The sequence below is a fragment of the Aromatoleum toluclasticum ATCC 700605 genome (assembly GCF_000378245.1).
Lineage (GTDB): Bacteria > Pseudomonadota > Gammaproteobacteria > Burkholderiales > Rhodocyclaceae > Aromatoleum > Aromatoleum toluclasticum.
This window is the reverse complement of record NZ_KB899507.1, coordinates 103,494-121,317: the sequence shown is the minus strand read 5'-3', so window position 1 is coordinate 121,317 and position 17,824 is coordinate 103,494. Positions and strand designations below refer to the sequence as shown.

The 17,824-nt window shown below is 66.7% G+C and carries 15 protein-coding genes; 14 read left to right on the top strand and 1 reads right to left on the bottom strand.

Annotation, left to right across the window (positions count from 1 at the left end; translation table 11 throughout):
* Positions 1 to 6: 6 nt before the first annotated feature.
* From dmpG to F464_RS0122540, 13 genes are all read left to right on the top strand, one after another.
* Entirely contained in the window at positions 7 to 1,035 is a 1,029-nt protein-coding gene (gene dmpG, locus F464_RS0122600; protein ID WP_018992141.1) for a 4-hydroxy-2-oxovalerate aldolase, read from the top strand.
* A gap of 40 nt (positions 1,036 to 1,075) precedes the next feature.
* A complete protein-coding gene (locus F464_RS0122595; protein WP_018992140.1) occupies positions 1,076 to 2,404 on the top strand; it encodes a spinster family MFS transporter in 1,329 nt (442 codons plus the stop codon).
* 232 nt (positions 2,405 to 2,636) lie between these two features.
* Positions 2,637 to 3,818 (top strand): CaiB/BaiF CoA transferase family protein, encoded by a 1,182-nt coding sequence (locus F464_RS0122590; protein WP_018992139.1) that lies wholly within the window; start codon positions 2,637 to 2,639, stop codon positions 3,816 to 3,818.
* A 29-nt stretch (positions 3,819 to 3,847) separates the two neighbouring features.
* Positions 3,848 to 5,056 (top strand): CaiB/BaiF CoA transferase family protein, encoded by a 1,209-nt coding sequence (locus tag F464_RS0122585; protein ID WP_018992138.1) that lies wholly within the window; start codon positions 3,848 to 3,850, stop codon positions 5,054 to 5,056.
* Positions 5,057 to 5,084: 28 nt separating this feature from the next.
* On the top strand, positions 5,085 to 6,005 hold the full coding sequence (locus F464_RS29360; RefSeq protein WP_018992137.1) for an enoyl-CoA hydratase-related protein: 921 nt from the start codon (positions 5,085 to 5,087) through the stop codon (positions 6,003 to 6,005).
* A gap of 12 nt (positions 6,006 to 6,017) precedes the next feature.
* Positions 6,018 to 7,181 (top strand): thiolase C-terminal domain-containing protein, encoded by a 1,164-nt coding sequence (locus tag F464_RS0122575; protein ID WP_018992136.1) that lies wholly within the window; start codon positions 6,018 to 6,020, stop codon positions 7,179 to 7,181.
* A gap of 20 nt (positions 7,182 to 7,201) precedes the next feature.
* A complete protein-coding gene (locus F464_RS0122570; RefSeq protein WP_018992135.1) occupies positions 7,202 to 7,633 on the top strand; it encodes a Zn-ribbon domain-containing OB-fold protein in 432 nt (143 codons plus the stop codon).
* A 34-nt stretch (positions 7,634 to 7,667) separates the two neighbouring features.
* A complete protein-coding gene (locus F464_RS0122565; RefSeq protein WP_018992134.1) occupies positions 7,668 to 8,447 on the top strand; it encodes an enoyl-CoA hydratase-related protein in 780 nt (259 codons plus the stop codon).
* A 40-nt stretch (positions 8,448 to 8,487) separates the two neighbouring features.
* The gene (locus F464_RS29355; protein ID WP_018992133.1) at positions 8,488 to 9,462 is read left to right on the top strand and encodes an amidohydrolase family protein; all 975 of its coding nucleotides are present in this window, start codon (positions 8,488 to 8,490) and stop codon (positions 9,460 to 9,462) included.
* Positions 9,463 to 9,465: 3 nt separating this feature from the next.
* On the top strand, positions 9,466 to 10,188 hold the full coding sequence (locus tag F464_RS0122555) for an EthD domain-containing protein (protein ID WP_018992132.1): 723 nt from the start codon (positions 9,466 to 9,468) through the stop codon (positions 10,186 to 10,188).
* A 10-nt stretch (positions 10,189 to 10,198) separates the two neighbouring features.
* On the top strand, positions 10,199 to 11,389 hold the full coding sequence (locus F464_RS29350) for an MFS transporter (protein ID WP_018992131.1): 1,191 nt from the start codon (positions 10,199 to 10,201) through the stop codon (positions 11,387 to 11,389).
* Between the two features lie 123 nt (positions 11,390 to 11,512).
* Positions 11,513 to 12,031 (top strand): nitroreductase family deazaflavin-dependent oxidoreductase, encoded by a 519-nt coding sequence (locus tag F464_RS0122545; RefSeq protein ID WP_018992130.1) that lies wholly within the window; start codon positions 11,513 to 11,515, stop codon positions 12,029 to 12,031.
* A 63-nt stretch (positions 12,032 to 12,094) separates the two neighbouring features.
* Complete coding sequence (locus tag F464_RS0122540; RefSeq protein WP_018992129.1) at positions 12,095 to 14,092, top strand: oxidoreductase; 1,998 nt, start codon at positions 12,095 to 12,097, stop codon at positions 14,090 to 14,092.
* Positions 14,093 to 14,294: 202 nt separating this feature from the next.
* On the opposite strand, the gene F464_RS0122535 is transcribed toward F464_RS0122540, so the two are convergent.
* Entirely contained in the window at positions 14,295 to 15,818 is a 1,524-nt protein-coding gene (locus tag F464_RS0122535; protein WP_018992128.1) for an alanine/glycine:cation symporter family protein, read from the bottom strand.
* 271 nt (positions 15,819 to 16,089) lie between these two features.
* Between F464_RS0122535 and F464_RS0122530 the strand changes: the two genes are divergently transcribed.
* The gene (locus tag F464_RS0122530) at positions 16,090 to 17,613 is read left to right on the top strand and encodes a sigma-54-dependent transcriptional regulator (protein WP_018992127.1); all 1,524 of its coding nucleotides are present in this window, start codon (positions 16,090 to 16,092) and stop codon (positions 17,611 to 17,613) included.
* Positions 17,614 to 17,824 lie beyond the last annotated feature (211 nt).

Sequence of the window (17,824 nt, the reverse complement as noted above, 5' to 3'; positions counted from 1 at the left end):
AACGCCATGGATCTGCACGGCAAGAAGATTACTGTCCATGACATGACGCTGCGTGACGGGATGCATCCGAAGCGTCACCTGATGACCCTCGAACAGATGAAGACCGTCGCCTGCGGCCTGGACGAGGCCGGCGTGCCGCTGATCGAGGTCACGCATGGCGACGGCCTCGGCGGTTCGTCGGTGAATTACGGTTTCCCGGCGCACAGCGACGAGGAATACCTCGCCGCGGTCGTGCCCTTGATGAAGCGTGCCCGCGTGTCGGCGCTGCTGCTGCCTGGAATCGGCACGGTCGATCACCTGAAGATGGCGCACGAGCTGGGCGTGTCGACGATCCGTGTCGCGACCCACTGCACGGAGGCGGACGTTTCCGAACAGCATATCGGGATGGCCCGCAAGCTCGGCCTGGACACCGTCGGCTTCCTGATGATGGCGCACATGAACAGCCCGGAAGGGCTCGTCGCGCAGGCGAAGCTGATGGAAAGCTACGGCGCGAACTGCATCTACATCACCGATTCGGCGGGCTACATGCTGCCGGACGACGTGCGGGCCCGCATCGGCGCGGTGCGCGCGGCGCTGAAGCCCGAGACAGAGTTGGGCTTCCACGGCCATCACAACCTGGCGATGGGTGTCGCGAACTCGATCGCGGCGATCGAGGCGGGGGCCAATCGCATCGATGCGGCGGCGGCGGGCCTCGGCGCTGGCGCGGGCAACACGCCGATGGAGGTCTTCGTCGCGGTGTGCGCGCGCATGGGGATCGACACCGGCGTCGATGTGTTCCGCATCCAGGACGTCGCCGAAGACCTCGTCGTGCCCATCATGGACTTCCCGATCCGCATCGACCGGGACGCGCTCACGCTGGGCTACGCGGGGGTGTACGGCTCCTTCCTGCTGTTCGCGAAGCGCGCGGAGAAGAAGTACGGCGTGCCGGCGCGCGAGATCCTCGTCGAGATGGGGCGCCGCGGCATGGTCGGCGGGCAGGAAGACATGATCGAGGACACCGCGATGACCTTGGCGAAGGCGCGGGCCGCCGCGTGAGAGGCCGGGGGCGCGCCCCCGTGACGAAGGAGAGCAGCCAGTGAGCGCCACGCCCAATCCGACGACCGGCTGGCGCAGTCACGCGCTGCTCCTGCTGCTGTCGCTGATGTATGCCGACAACTTCGTCGGGCGGCAGATCATGGCGGTGATGATCGAGCCGATCAAGCGCGAGTTCGGCGCGAGCGACACGGCGATGGGGCTGATTTCCGGCCTCGCGTTCGCCGGCGTGTATGCGTTGCTGGGACTGCCCGCCGGGCGCATCGCCGATCGGGTCTCGCGCGTGCGTTTGCTCGCGGTGTCGGGCCTGATGTGGTGCGTGGCGACGGTGCTGTGCGGTCTCGCCGGCAGCTTCGGGCTGCTGGTTCTTGCGCGCATGGCCGTGGCGGTGGCCGAGGCGCCGGCGACGCCAGCCTCGTTGTCGATCATCGCGGATCTCTATCCTCCGCAGCGCCGTTCGTTCGCGATCAGCTGCTTCACCGCCGCGCCGACCTTCGCTGCGATCATCGCCCTCAGTGTGGGGGCGTGGATGGTCGGGGCATGGGGATGGCGCACGGCCTTCATGGTGCTGGCGCTGCCGGTCCTGCCGGTGGCCGCGCTGCTCGCGTTTGCCGTGCGCGAGCCGCGGCGCGGCGTCTGGGATGGCGGCCATGCGGGCGCAACGGCCTCCCCGGGAATGGGGGGCACGCTGCGCGAGCTCTGGGCATGCCGTCCCTATCGTTACCTCGTTCTCGCCAGCGCGGTGACGACGCTTGGCGCCAACGCCTACGGCATGTGGAATCCGACCTTCCTCGTGCGTTCCCACGACCTGTCGCTGCAGAACGCCGGCCTCCTCGCAGGCCTTGTCGGCGGCACCTCGGCCGGCGTCGGCATGCTCTTCAGCGGGTGGCTGACCGACCGCCTGACGCATCGCAGCCCGCGCTGGCACCTCAGAATTCCGCTGATCGGGCACAGCATTGCGGTCGTTTCGCTGGCCGCCTATCTGCTATGGCCGCACGCGACACTGCTGCGGGCCGGTTCGGTCGCCGTGCCGACCGCGATGCTGTGGTGCGGGCTGAACGGTTTCTTTTCCGTGTGGTGGGTCGCGCCCTCGTACAGCTTCATCACCCACCTGGTCGCGCCCGGTCAGCGCGCGGTCGCGCTCGCCTTCCTGACGATCCTGACGACCTTGCTCGGGGTCGGCGTGGGGCCCCTCCTGATCGGCGCGTTCAGTGACGGGCTGCAGCCGCGGTTCGGCGCGGAGTCCCTCCGCTATGCGCTGCTGTTCGTGTGCGCGACGACGCTTGTAGCGATGTTGGCGATCCGTCGGGTGGGCGGCCTGCTGACAGGGCACCCACGGAGCGGTCTCGCGGTGTCGGGTTCGACCCCATGAGCAAGGCGGCTACCGTCATGCCGGAGTCGGCGTTCGAAGAGGGCCTGCGGGCCCTCTTTGCATTGCCGCAGACCCCGCCCCGCGAGGCGTTTTCGGCCCCGGCCGCATTTGATCCGCCATCGGCCGGAAATGACTCGCTGGCGTCCCCGACGAGGAAAGCCGGGTCGATAAACTCGATTCGACATGGGGTGAAGTTCGCCCCGCACATCCGAACTCGTCACAAGGACTCCCGATGAGCCGCGCCCTCGACGATGTCGTCGTTCTCGACCTGACCCGGCAGTTCTGCACCTCGCTGTCTGCCGCCTTCCTCGCCGACTTCGGGGCGCGTGTGATCCGCCTCGACCTGCCGCCCGTACGTACCTCTTCGGACGGGCGCTGGAACCACGAGGTTGACCTCATCCATCGCAACAAGGAGAGCCTTGCCATCGATCCGGCCTCCGCGCGGGGGGCGGCGCTCTTGCATCAGCTCGTCGCCAAGGCGGACGTCATCGTCACGGACTGGCAGCGGGACGAACTGGCAGCACTTGGGATCGATTACGCGGGAGCGTCCGCGCTGCGCACCGACATCGTCTTCGGGCGCATCTCCGGGTTCGGTCCGCAGGGGCCGGATGCCGAATTGCCGCCGATCGACGAGCTCGCGGCGGCGCGCACGGGGATGATGCCTATCCTGCCGCAGCCCGGCCAGCCGCCGATTTACACCGGCGCCGGCGCGATGCACGCGACGGTGATGCTGGCGTTCGGCGTTGTCACTGCGCTGCTGCACCGGCAGGACTCGGGCGAGGGCCAGGAGGTGGATGTGTCGCTGTTCGGCGCCAACATGTACGCAGGTGCGCTCGATATCCAGGCCTTCCTGGCGATCGGCGAAGGGGATCGCTTCCTTAACCCGATCTCCCGCATGGACGTCTCCAACCCCATGTCCGGCTCGCTCTATCCGAGCGCCGACGGTCGCTGGGTGACGCTCACGATGCCAGACACCGACCGCTGGTGGCCGGCGTTCTCGGTGGCGGTCAGTATCGCGGCCGACGATCCGCGCTTCGACACGCACGACAAGCGCACCGAGACGAACCGCCTCGAATTGATCCGCGAACTCGAAGCCGCCTTCGGCAAGCAACCCGGCGGCCACTGGCGTCAGGTGTTCCAGGAGAAGCAGATGTCGGCGGACGTCATCGAGCGCTTCGATTACCCGGCGAACGATCCGCAGGTGCTCGCCAACCGCTACATCCTCGAACTCGACCACCCCAGTTTCGGGCCGGTGAAGAGCCTCGGCTTCCCGATTTTCATGAGTGACAGCCCGGCGCGCCTCGACCGCCTTGCGCCCTGCGTCGGCCAGCACGGGCCCCAGGTGCTCGCCGACCTGCTCGGCTACCCGCAAGAGGCCATCCAACAATTGCGCGCGGATCGCGTGCTCGTCTGACGTATAGCAAACGGGAACGGAGAACGCTCGTGGCGAAAGCATTGGAAGGAATCCGGGTCATCGACCTCACCGTGTGGTTCCAGGGGCCGGTGTCGGCCCAGTACCTGGCCGATTTCGGCGCGGAGGTCATCAAGGTCGAACGGCCGCAGGGCGGCGACCAGGGGCGGGGAGTGCGCTCGATCAAGTCCTTGCCCGTGGGCGACTGGAACCAGTACTTCCAGGTCATCAACCGCAACAAGAAGAGCATGGCGATCGACCTCAAGACGGAGGGCGGGCGCGAGATCCTGTACCGGCTCGTCGAGAAGTCCGACGTGTTCCTGTCGAACCTCGCTCCGGAAATGCTGGAGAGCTGGGGGTTGTCGTACGAGAAGCTGTCCGCGATCAACCCGGCCTTGGTCTATGCCACCAACACGGGTTACGGGCGCTTCGGCGGAGTGTCGAAGCCGTCCTTCGACATGACCGTGCAGGCGCTCACGGGCGCGATGGCCCGCCTCGGCGAGCCCGGCGAGCCGCCGGTGTACCTGGGAATGGGCTCGGGCGACGCCTACGGCGGGATCATGTCCGCGCTGGGTATCGCGCTGGCGCTCTACCAGCGCCGCCGCACCGGGCGCGGCCAGTACCTCGATGCATCGCTTTACGGCGCGCAGCTCTTTCTCGCGGCGCCGTACCTGCAATCCTTTCTCGCTGGCAATCAGGACGCGGCCCTGCAGCATTCCCGCAAAGCGGTCGAGAACCCGTTGTGGAACCTGTATCCGACCAGCGGGAAGTGGGTCTACGTCTGCGAACCGAACGAGGACGCGAATTTTGCCGCGCTGTGCCGTGCGCTGGACGCGCCTTCCCTGCACGCCGACCCGCGCTTCGCCACGAGCGCCCTTCGGGCCCTGCACAACGAAGCGCTGATCGCGGCGATCGAGGCGCTGACGCTGAGGCACGACCATCAGGCGCTGATGAGGGCCTTCGTTGCCGAGGGGGTCGTCGCCGCCCCGGTCAACAACCTCGCCGACGTGGTGCGCGACGAGCAGGCCTGGCGCAACGGCTACTTCATGAAGGCGTACTGCGAGGAGGTTCAGCGCGAGGTCGACGTGCGTGGCCTGCCGGTGACGCTGTCGAAGACGCCCGGCGAGATCCACTGCCTCGGCCCGCAACTCGGGCAGGACACCGAACTGCTGCTCATGGACCTGCTCGGCTACGAGTGGGACGAAATCGAGGCGCTGAAGACCCGGCGCGCGATTCCCTGAGCACGCCACCGCACCTGGAGACGACTTGATGAAGAATGAAAACGTGCCGACCGCCCCCTGGAGCGGCTGGCGTGTCGTGGAGGGCGAGGGGCTCAACGACTTCGCCGAGATCCTCTACGAGAAGAAGATGCATACCGAGCTGGGCGGCGGGATTGCCCGCATCACGCTCAACAAGCCCGACAAGATGAACACGCTGACGCTCGCGACCGTCGACGAGATGTTCCGGGCTTTTTACGACGCGAACCACGACCCGGCCATCGGCGTGATCGTGATCGCCGGCAAGGGCAAGCATTTCGGCGCCGGCGGCGACGTGGAGTGGGAGCGCTGGGGGCTGCGCGAAGCCTTCTACAACCGCTACCCGCACAACCGCCTGATGCGACTGTCACGCAAGCCGATCATCGCCCAGGTGCAGGGCTACTGCATCGCCGGCCACAACCACATGGCGTATTGCTGCGATTTCACGATCGCCGCCGACAACGCCATCTTCGGTCAGGCCGGCCCGCGCGTCTCGTCCCCGGCGGATGGCTTCTTCGTGCCCTACCTGACCAAGGTCGTCGGCGCCAAGAAGGCGCGCGAGATGTGGATGCTGTGCCGCAAGTACAAGGCGCCTGAAGCCCTGCAGATGGGCCTCGTCAATACGGTGGTGCCGCTCGATGATCTGGAGGGCGAGGTCGATCGCTGGTGCGAGGAGCTGCTCGCCGTGAGCCCGGGTTGCCTCGAAGTGCTCAAGGCCTCCTTCGACCAGGAGATGGACGGCTACAAGGAGTCCTGCGTGACCTCGGCAGCCATGTATCCGGACTGGTTCGACATGCCCGAAGGCAAGGAGGGCGGGGCCGCCTTCCTCGCCAAGCGCAAGGCGCGCTTCTGGGACCTCCGGCAGCGCGAGGCCGAAGCACGGCGCGGCCTGATCGCGGACTACGAGGCGCAGCACGCGCCCGCGGACAAGTAGGAGAGCTGGCGAATGTTCAAGGACAAGGCCTGCATCGTCGGCGTTGGCGAAACTCCCTTCTGTCGCAAGCCCGGTTCGGGGCTCAGCGAGATGGGCATCCAGCTCAAGGCGGCGGTGGCCGCGCTGGAGGATGCCGGCCTCAAGGCGGCGCAGATCGACGGAATCCTGCCCTTTCCGAACGTCGGCAAGGCCGAAGCCTTCGCCGCGAGCCTGGGCTGCGAGAACCTGCGCTTCGCCGCCACCCTGCACATGGGGGGCGCGGCGCCGGTCGGCTCCTTGCGCATGGCGGCGATGGCGGTCACGAGCGGCGCGGCGGATTACGTGATGGTCCCGGGCGGCTGGAACGGCTACTCCGGCGCTCGGGTGCGCGAGACGGCGGCCACCGACGTCAATTCGATTCCGGGTGGCGAGATCGCGCGCGACTTCTACATGCCCTTCGGCCTCACCGCGCCGCCGCAGTGGTACGCGCTGATGGCCCGCCGCCACATGCACGAATACGGCACCACCGCGGAGCAGTTCGGCGCGGTCGCGCTGGCGATGCGCAAGCACGCGCAGCTCAATCCGGCCGCCCTGATGCACGGCAAGCCGCTGACGATGGATGACTATCTCGCCTCGCCGATGATCGCCTCGCCCTACCGCCTGCTCGACTGCTGCGTCGAGACCGACGGCGCAGCGGCCTTCATCGTCACCACCGTCGAGCGCGCGCGCGACCTGCGCCAGAAGCCCGTCTACATCATGGGCGCGGCGGCGGGGCAGCCCTATCCCGCCGACGAGATCACCAACCGCGCGGACTTCCATCGCACCGGTCTCACCAACGCCGCACCGGAGGCCTTCCGGATAGCCGGCGTGACCCCGGCCGACGCCGATTTCGCACAGATCTACGACTGCTTCACCTTCGAGGTCATTCAGCAGCTCGAAGAAGCCGGCTTCTGCAAACGCGGCGAAGGCGGTGCCTTCGTCGAGAACGGCGGCATCGAGCTGGGCGGCCGCCTGCCAGTGAATACGCACGGCGGGCTGCTCTCGCAGGCGCACGTGCTGGGCATCGCGCACGTCGTCGAAGCGGTCCGCCAACTGCGCGGCGAGGCGGGCGCGCGGCAGGTTGCGGACGCCGAGATCGGCGTCGTGACCGGCTGGGGCGATTTCGGCGACGGCAGCATCGCCGTGCTGCGGCGCTGACGAATCCCTGGAGAAGTGCCATGAGCGAACAAGCGACTCCCAACGATAAACCCATGCCCGCCCTCACGGGGCTGCATGGCCAGTTCTACGCCTGGTGCCGCGACCGCGAGCTGCGCTTTCAGCGCTGCACCAGATGCGGCCGCCATCGGCACGTGCCGCGCGAGATCTGTGCGCATTGCAGCTCGATGGAATGGGAATGGTCCCGTTCGAGCGGGCGCGGCACGGTCTTCACCTGGACGGAGGTGGTGCGCGCGCTGCACCCGGCCTTCGGCGCTGCGACGCCGTACGCGCCGGTCGTCGTCGAGATGGAGGAGGGCGTGCGACTGCTGTCGCGCGTCGTCGATTGCCCCCCCGACGCGTTGCAGATCGGCATGCCCGTCGAGGTCGATTTCCAGCAGATCAGTGACGGACTGACGCTGCCCGTATTCCGTCGCGCCGCAGTGGCGCCATGAACCTCAACCCGGACATCCACAAGGGGACACCAACATGGGCCTGAACTTGCCCGCGAGCCTGAGTTACGAGAAACGCGGCCGTATCGCGATCATCACCATGAACCGGCCGGAGGCGATGAATTCGCTGACGAAGGAGATGCTGATCGGCCTGGAGGCCGCCTTCGAGGACTACAACAACGATCCGAATCTGCGCTGCGCGATCTTCACCGCCACCGGCGACCGCGCCTTCTGCACGGGACTCGATCTGAAAGTGGCGCTGCCGGCACTCAACGAGGGCGACGCGCTGGGCTACGAAGATCCGGCCAAGCGCCCGTTCCAGAACGTCTACAAACCCATCGTCACAGCGGTGAATGGCGTCTGTGTGGCCGGGGGGCTGGAATTCCTGCTCGGCACCGACATCCGTATTGCCGCGGAGCACGCGAAGTTCGGCCTCGCCGAAGTGCGCTGGGCAGTCGTTCCGGCCGGCGGCTCGCACGTGCGTCTGCCGCAGCAGATCCCGTGGGCGATCGCGATGGAGATGCTCCTGACCGGCAGCACCATCGATGCGCAACGGGCGTACGACATCGGCCTCATCAACAAGGTCGTGCCCGCCGAGCGGCTGCTCGACGAGGCCCTCGCCTACGCCGAACGCATCTGCGAGAACGGCCCCCTGGCGGTGCGTACTGCCAAGGAGATCGCGCTGCGGGCACTCAACAACGAACCCGCCTTCGTGCTCGAAAAGACCATGTCCGCGCGCGTCTTCGCGTCGGAGGATGCGCGCGAAGGTCCTCGCGCCTTCGCCGCCAAGTGCAAGCCGGAATACGTCGGTCGCTGAAAAACCAACACCGCCACGAACCAGGGAAGGAGACCGCAGCATGAGCAAGGATTACTTCGTCGCAATGACCGAGTTTCACTTCATGAACCTGCAGACCATGAGTGAAATCGGCTATTACCCCGGCATGAAGCACTTCCACGACAGCGTGAACGGCGTGCTGCGCGCGTGGGCCGGCCGCGACCTCGACAGCGAATGGCCGCAGCCGATCGCGAGCGAACTGATCAAGTACATGGACCAGACCAGCGTCGACGTCGCCTTCTGCCTGCGCGAGCCGATGATGGACATCACGGGCGGCACCGTATCGATGTCGACCAACGGTTTCATGATGCAGCAGATCGAGCCCTATCCGGACCGGATGTACCTGGAGGCCAACGTCGGCCCGGTCATCAAGCGCGGCATCAAGCACGCGAACTGGGAACTCGAATACCTCGTCAAGGAACGCGGCGCGAAGCTGTGCAAGCTGTACACGCCCGAGGACGACGGCCCGCTTAACGACAAGCGGCTGTGGCCCTTCTACGAGAAGGCTGTGGAGCTGGGGGTGCCGCTGACCGTGCATACGGGCATGAGTTACGTGTGCCCGCAGCCGAGCAACCGCTGCCATCCGTCCCAGCTCGACGACGTGATGCTCGACTTCCCGGATCTCAAGATCATCGCGTACCACGCCGGCTGGCCGCATTCCGAGGAACTGATCGGGCTGTGTGGCAAGCACAAGAACCTTTACCTGAGCCTGTCGGGCATCATCGGCTGGTTCCAGCGCGCACCCTACCGCGGCTATCACACCATCGGTACGGCCCTGCAGTGGATGACGTCCGAGAAGATCGTGCTGGGCTTCGACCTGCCCTTCGACGACCTGGGCCGCGTCACCGACTACATCAAGAACCTCGACATGCCGGAGGAGCTGCAGGAGAAGTGGGGCTACGCGCAGGTCACCGAGCAGGACAAGGCCAACATCCTGGGCCTGAACCTCGCGCGCCTGACCGGAATCGAGCCGACCAAGCGAGCGCCGCTGCGCTGATCCATGGAAAAGATCATCTACGCGCTCTGGCGCGGCGAAGGCGCCGACAAGGCGGCCTTCGCTGAGCGCCTGCACAGCGAACTCGCGCCGCGCCTCGTCGCCCTCGGCGCTCTGGGCGCCCAGCTGAACGTCGCCGACGAACACGCCGCGGGCGCGGCCCCAACGGTGCAGGCGCTACCGGTGCCGATGGACGCATTCGTCTCGGTGTGGGTCGATTCCGCCAACTCCGCCCAGCGCAAACCGGTCGATGACGCTGTCGCGGCGGTGTGCGAGCGCTTCGCGGCCTGGCTCGTGACCGAGTCGCGCCCGATGCGCAATACGCGTTTCCTCCCCTCGCGCGGCGAGCGTACGGCCGGCTTCGCGCAGGTGGCGCTGTTCCGCCGTCCGCCACGCATCGAGCGCGAAGCCTGGCTCGACGTGTGGCTCGGTTCGCACACCCAGATCGCCATCGATACGCAGGACACCTTCCTCTACGTGCAGAACGTCGTCACGCGTGCGCTCACGGCCGGTGCCCCGCCGTACGATGCGATCGTCGAGGAGGGCTTCCCGCCGGAGGCGACGGGAAACATCCGCGCCTTCTACGACGCTGCGGGCGATGAGGAGAAATTCCGCCGCAACGTCGTTGCGATGCGCGAGAGCTGCGCGCGCTTCATCGACATGGACAAGATCGACGTCGTGCAGACCAGCCAGTACGTGCTGATGCCGCCGCGCGGCGGCATCGGGTAGCGGGGGAGGTTTGAAGGAGGACCGGCTCGTCGCAGTCCTGTGCGCCGCGCACATGACGCATCTGATCGACTTCATGGTCATGATGCCGCTCGGCGCGCACTTCCTCGACGCCTTTGGAGCCGCGCCGGCCGACCTTGCGCGCTTGGTGTTCGCTTACACGGCAAGCGCGGCGGTCGCGGGCGTGCTCGTCAGCACCTTCATCGACCGCTTCGACCGCGGGCGCGTGCTGTGTGCCGTGTACGTCGCCTTCCTGATTTCCCTCCTCGTGACAGCGAGTGCCGGAAGCCTCGATGAACTGGTCCGGGCACGCGCTTTTGCGGGCATGAGCGGCGGGGTGCTTTCAGCGCTGATCCAGTCCCTCGTGTCCGAGGTCGCGCCGCCCGGCCAGCGCGCGGGTGCGATTGGGCGCGTCATGAGCGGCCACGCGTTGTCGGCGGTGATTGGGGTGCCCGCGGGACTATGGCTGGCTGCCGCCTCGGGGTGGCAGGCGCCTTTCGTGGCGGTCGTCTTCGTGTCGCTCTGGGTTGTCGTCGGCCTCCTGCGCCACCTGCCACCCTTGCCGCCACGACGCGGCTCCGCGCTTCCGGATGCGCCGGGGACGCCGACGCATGGGGCCTTCCGCTACATCCTGAGCCGTCGTGCCCTGGGCGGATTCGTGCTGACCTTCCTCGTGACGTCTTCCTGCTACGCCGTGATCGCCTATATCGCGCCGTACTGGGTAAAGAACGTCGGGATTGCCGAGACGCGGCTGCCGTGGATCTACCTACTCGCGGGCGGGATCAGCTTCTTCACGACGCCCCTCGCCGGACGGCTTGCAGATCGCCACGGCCGCTTTCCGGTATTTGCGGTGACCGGTCTCCTCTCCGCCGCAGGCATTGTCCTCGCGACGCACGCGCCCGCGCTGCCGCTTGCCGGCGCCCTGTGCGTGAGCAGCCTGTTCTTCGTTTTCGTCTACGCGCGCTGGGCGCCGACGGTGGCGATCCTGGCCGAACTGCCTCCGGGCCCGGTACGCGGCGCCTTCATGATGCTCAATGGCGTCACGACCCAGTTCGGCATGGGGGCTGGCGCGATGTTCAGCGGGGCGGTCATCCAAATCGGCCCGGATGGAAGCCTGGTCGGATTCGGCATGGTCGGGAATGTCGCGGCGGTGCTTTCGCTCGCCGGCATCGTGCTCGCGCGGCGTCTGACCCGCCACGCGTGAGGCTCGCCCCGCGCTGTCCGCAAATGAGACGCGATCGGCCGGATCCGAAGCCGTACCGCAGCAAGCGCGGCGCGGTCCGTCTCTACACTGGACCGCGGATCGTCTACCGAAGGAATTCCAGCAATGTCGACGCAAAATCGCGAAACCATGGTGAAGCCGGACTACATGTCCGACGAAGATTGGCAGGCCATCAAGGACGCTACCGCCTCGCTCGAGCGCATCCGCGGCGATGCGAAGGCCGATGTCGCCCGCTATCTCGCGAACCCGGACGGTTGGGCTTCCGGCAAGGGCTCGCCGTCGGGTTTCCCGACCCTGCTGCTCACGGTTCTCGGCCGCAAATCGGGCGAGCCGCGCACCACCCCGTTGGTGTTCCTGCAGAACGGCAAGGATGTCGTCGTCGTCGCCTCGCTCGCCGGCTATGACGAGCCGCCGGCCTGGTACCTCAACGTCACCGCCAACCCCAACTGCTGGGTGCAGCTCGACCGCAACAAGTCCGTTGCCGTGGCCCGCGACGCCACCGACGAGGAGCGCAAGGCGCTGTGGCCGCGCCTAACTGCGTTGTTCCCGCCCTGGGGCTTCTTCCAGCAGCAGACCGACCGTCCCTTCGGCGTCGTGATCATCTCGCCGACCAGCGCTGCCTGAGGCGTCTCGCCGGCAGCATCGGCCGGCTTCGTGCGCTGTCGCTTTCCATTGGAGACGCTCGCCATGAGCACCGTGAACTTCGAACACCTCTTCTCGCCGCTGCAGGTCGGCCCGATGCGCGTGCCGAACCGCATCTGCGAGACGACCAACACGATCAATTCCTCGCGCGCGCCGGGCCTCATCGACGAGCACTTCATCGCCCACCATGGCGCAAAGGCCAAGGGGGGCACGGGGTGGATCGGCAGCGAGACCTGGCTGCTCAACGTTCCGCTGCCGCCGGGTGCGCCCGACGAGGTCTCCCTGAAGGGAGGCTTCGGCTGCCGCTTCGCCGCGCACCAGAACCCGGCCTTCCTGGAAGGCTGGAAGAAGTTCGTCGATGAAGTGCATGGACAGGGTGCGGTCGTGGTGGTGCAGCTCACGCACCTCAACGCACTGTGGTCGCCGTCCCCGGTGCCGGTCGTGGGGGCGCAGGACTATACGCCGCATGTGCTCGGCGAGGCCGAAATCGAATTCCTGCTCGACGGCTATGCCGATGCTGCCGCGGCGGCGAAGGCGAGCGGGGCGGACGCGGTCGAGATCCACTGCGCGCACGAGACTGTCGGCTACAGTTTCCTGTCCCCGGTCACGAATCGCCGCACCGACAAATGGGGCGGCGGGCCGGCCGAGCGCATCCGCTTCGTTGTGGAAGCACTGAAGCGCGTGCGCGAGCGCGTCGGCTCCACGATGGCCGTCGGCATCCGCGTGAATGGGCAGGAATCCCGCGAGGGCGGTTACGACAACATGCAGCTCCGGGAGATGCTGTATCACATCGGCGAGACGGGCCTGCTCGACTTCGTGGACCTCGACGTGGGCCACTGCTGGGGCGCTCCGTCCTACGTGCCTTCGTCCTACCATCCGCATGCGGAGTACCGCGAGTTCGGCAAGGCGGCGCGCGCGGACCTGGCGGACCTCGACCCGAAAATCGCGGTGCTCTTCACCGGGCGCATCAACGACCCCGTGCTTGCCGAAGAGCTCATCAAGGGCGGTTTCTGCGACCTCGTCGGCATGGTGCGCGCCGGCATCGCCGATCCCGACTTCGCGATCAAGGCGAAGGAAGGCCGGCTTGGGGAGATCCGCCGCTGCATCGGCTGCACGCGCTGCATCGACGAGGCCTCGGAGCCCGCCTATATCCCCTATACGCCCACCTGTTCGATCAACCCGATGATCGGCAACGAACTTCAGTGGGAGGCCGACTTCCGCGCCGCAGACAAGCCCGGTCACGTCGTGGTCGTGGGCGGCGGTGCTGCAGGCTGCGAGGCGGCACGGGTCGCCGCGCTGCGCGGCCACAAGGTCACTGTGCTCGAGCAGGGCAAGCGTCTCGGCGGCCAACTCCTTCTCGCCGCGAAGGCGCCGGGGCGGGACTCGTTCGAGGATCAGGTCTATTTCGAGGAAAACGCCCTCGCGCGCCTCGGTGTCGAAGTGCGCCTCGAGACCACGGCGGACCTTGCCGCGATCAGGGCGCTCAAGCCGGATTCCGTCGTGATCGCCACCGGCTCACTGCCACGCGTGCCGACCGAGGTTCCTGGAATCGACATGCCTCACGTCGTGCAGGGCTGGGACGTGCTGCGCGGGCGGGCGAAGACGGGCCAGCGCGTCGCGATCGTCTCGCAGGAAGACTACTACCAGACCCCCTGCGTCGCGGAATACCTCGCCGAGCAGGGCAAGCAGGTCGAGATCTTCCACAAATCCGTGCATCTCGCGAGCGAAGTCGCGCGCTACTCGATCGGGATGGTGCTGAAGCGCATGGAACGCTGTGGCGTGAAGGTGCATCCCAACCTGATCCTGCGCGGCATCTCCGCGGACGCGCTGGAATTCGTCTCGAGTTGGGGTGACCGGATCTACCGCGAGGCGGGCTTCGATAGCGTGGTGCTGATGTACGGGTCCGTGCAGCAAACCGCTCTCTACGACGCCCTCAAGGCGGATGGCTGCATTCCCCAGGTGTTCCTCGCCGGCGGCGCATGGGTGCCCCGCAGGCTCGCGGAGGCGACACGGCATGGTGCGGCGGTGGGGATGATGATCTAGTCCCTCGCTCCTGAAAGCTCGAACGCGCCGATCCGTTGTCCACCGCGGCGAGGGTTTGCGCGTGCGTTTGCGCCTCCCGCTTCCCGTCCGCACGCGATGCTGACGGTCTTGCCTGGCACGGCAAAAAAAGGGGCCGCCATAAGGCAGCCCCGGGGAAGTACCCGCTTTTGCGACGGGTTGAGAGAACGAAAGGGCGGGACGCTCAGTCGCGCGCCGCGGCGGGACTCACTTCGAGGCCCACAGGCACATGGTCCGCGGGTTGCGCGTGCGGCCGGCGCACATCGGCGACGTTGCCGGCGGGGCGCTTCCAGTGGTCCGCATTACGGATCCCGAGCTTTTCCGGATCGAAGACCGGGTCCAGGCCGGCGGCCTTCTGCATCTCGTAATCCTTGAGCGCGACGAGAGCCGGTTTCTGCAGGATCAGGATCGCAACGATGTTCAGCCACGCCATCAGGCCCACGCCGACGTCGCCAAGGTCCCACGCCGTGCCCGCGCCATTCACGCAGCCGTAGCTGACGGTGGCGATGATGCCCAGCTTGAGGACGAACGACAGCCACGGACGATGCACCTTGCGGTTGATGTAGGCGATGTTGGTTTCGGCCATGTAGTAGTAGGCCACGATGGTCGTGAAGGCGAAGAAGAACAGCGCCAGCGCAACGAAGCTCGCACCGAAGCCGGGCATCACGGTCTCGACGGCGGCCTGCGTGTAGGCGGGACCGGTTTCGACGCCCGGCAGCCCATTCACGAGCATCGTGCCGTCAGGCGCCTTGACGTTGTACATGCCCGTCGACAGCAGCATGAAGGCGGTGGCCGAGCACACGAACAGGGTGTCGATATACACCGAGAACGCCTGCACGTAGCCTTGCTTGGCCGGGTGCGAGACTTCGGCTGCGGCGGCCGGATGCGGACCCGTGCCCTGGCCGGCTTCGTTCGAATACACGCCGCGCTTCACACCCCACTGCACTGCCATGCCGAGCACCGCGCCGAAGCCGGCTTCAAAGCCGAAGGCGCTCTTGAAGATCAGCGCGATCATCGAGGGCAGCTGGTCGATGTTCAGGAAGACGATGACCATCGCGACCAGGATGTAGGCGAGGGCCATGAAGGGAACGACGATCTCGGCGAACTGCGCGATGCGCTTGACGCCGCCGAAGATGATGAAGCCCAGCAGGATCGCGATGCCCGTGGCGCTGACCGCGGTGTCGATGCCCCAGGCGTTGTTCAGGCCCGCGGCGATGCTGTTGGCCTGGACGCCGGGCAGCAGCAGGCCGGTCGCGATGATGGTGGAGACGGCAAAGATCCACGCGTACCACTTCTGCCCCATCGCCTTCTCGATGTAATAGGCGGGGCCGCCGCGGTACTGGCCCTGGTCATCCTTCTCCTTGTAGATCTGACCCAGCGTCGATTCGACATAGGCGGTGGAGGCGCCGAGGAAGGCGACCATCCACATCCAGAACACCGCGCCGGGGCCGCCGAAGGTGATCGCGGTGGCGACGCCTGCGATGTTGCCGGTGCCGACCCGACCCGAGAGCGACATCGTCAGGGCCTGGAAGGACGAAACCCCCGCGTCGGAGCTTTTGCTCTCGAACATCAGGCGGATCATTTCCTTGAAGCCGCGCACCTGCATGAAGCGTGTGCGGATGGAGAAGTACAGGCCGACGCCCAGGCACAGATAGATCAGCGCCGGGCTCCAGATGTAGCCGTTAAGCGTGTTGATGATTTCAGTCATTGTTTTGGTCTCCTCGCGAGTGGATCGCCGGTCGGTCGCCGCTGCGAACCGGGCCGCCCCCCGCCAGTTAGCAAGGGCGATGCCAGAAAAAAAAGTGTTTATGGAACAATTGGTTATCCGGATTGCTCGCTCGGCTGGATGTGGTAGTGTAACGATTCCGTTCCATAGCGCGACTCGCGCCCTTCAAGAAATCGCCTTGAAGCTTGATTTACAAGGCGTAACTGCGGGTGTATCGTTTTCGTAACGCTGTTTCATATTCGTGACACTTCGCATGCGCATCGTCGTCTTCTTCGATGACCGGGTCGGCATCGCACAGGAACTCCTCGCGGTACTGTCGAGTCGCGACGTCAACGTCACGGCCGTGGAAGTCGAACCGCCGCATATCTACATCGAGGCACCGACGCTCGACGAGGCGACGTTCTTGCGCCTGCGCCGCGTGCAGGGGGTGAGGTCGGTCGAGGTCGTCGACATGCTCCCCGGCGCCCGGCGGCGCCTCTATCTGGAAGCCTTGCTCGCGTCCCAGGCCGATCCCGTCTTCGCCATCGACGCGGTCGGGGCGGTGGTCATCGCCAACGGCGCGGCGGTCGCCGCCAGCGGCCTCAGCGAATTGGCCCTGCTCGGGACGTCGATGGCCGAACTGCTCGGCGACGCGGACTTCGCGAAACGCCTCGTCGTCGAGGGCTACCATCTGCCGGTGCGCGAGATCGAACTCAACGGCGAGTCCTTCATGCTCGAAACCCTCCCGCTGCACGAGAGCAGCGGCCGGGCCGCCGGCGCGGTGCTGACGCTGCACGCGCCGAGCCGCATGGGCGAACGGCTGAGCGCCCTGCAGAACTACGGGGCAGGCGGCTTCGACACCATCGTCGGCCCCTCGGCCCAGATCGAGCAGCTCAAGCAACGTGCCGCCCGCATGGCGCTGGTCGACGCGCCCCTGCTGATCACCGGCGAGACCGGCACCGGCAAGGAGCTGCTCGCACATGCCTGCCACGCCGGCAGCAATCGCAGCTCCCAGCCCTTCTTCGCGCTCAATTGCGCCGCCCTGCCGGAGAGCCTCGCCGAGAGCGAACTGTTTGGTTACGCCCCGGGCGCCTTCACGGGGGCCCTGCGCGGCGGCAAGCCCGGTCTGCTCGAACTGGCCGACGGCGGCACGGTGTTTCTTGACGAGGTGGGCGAGATGTCTCCCTATCTGCAGGCCAAGCTGCTGCGCTTCCTCAACGACGGCAGTTTTCGTCGTGTGGGCGGCGACCGCGAGCTGAAGGTCAATGTGCGCGTCATCAGCGCCACCCACCGGCCACTCGAAGACATGGTCGCCGCGGGCCACTTCCGCCAGGACCTGCTTTTCCGGCTCAACGTCCTGAACCTGCACATGCCGGCGCTACGCGAACGCCCGGGCGACATCCTGCCCCTCGCGCAACTCTTCCTCGCCCGCGCCTGCGCCCAGGCCGGGCGCCCTTCGATGCGGCTTGCCCAGGACGCCTGCGCGGCGCTCCTCGCCAACGCGTGGGCGGGCAACATCCGGCAATTGCAGAACGTCATTTTCCGCGCTGTGACCATGGCGGAACGCAGCATCATCACCGCCGACGACCTCGAGCTCGCGCAGTCCGTGCGTGCTGCGGACGCGCCCGCGACCGACGGCGTCGACACGCTCGAATCCGCCATTGCCGATTTCGAGCGCACTCTGCTCGAACGCCTGTACCGGGAGTACCCCTCGACCCGCCGGCTCGCGAAACGCCTCGGGACCTCGCACACGGCGATCGCGGCGCGCCTCAAGCGCTACGGCATCGGGGCGCCTTGAGTCCGAGACCGCTCATCCGGATCTCGGGCGGGCAATCGACTTGCACCAAACGGATTGTGATTCATGACATAGCCCTCGCCTAACCGCGATCAGCTCGGTAATGCGCGCATCGAATATGAATTTTTTCACGTAGTGCACTGTCTTATCGACACGACAGGGGGCTGGTTTGAATATGCTAACGTGGAGACCCGGGGTGCGATCCGACAGATCC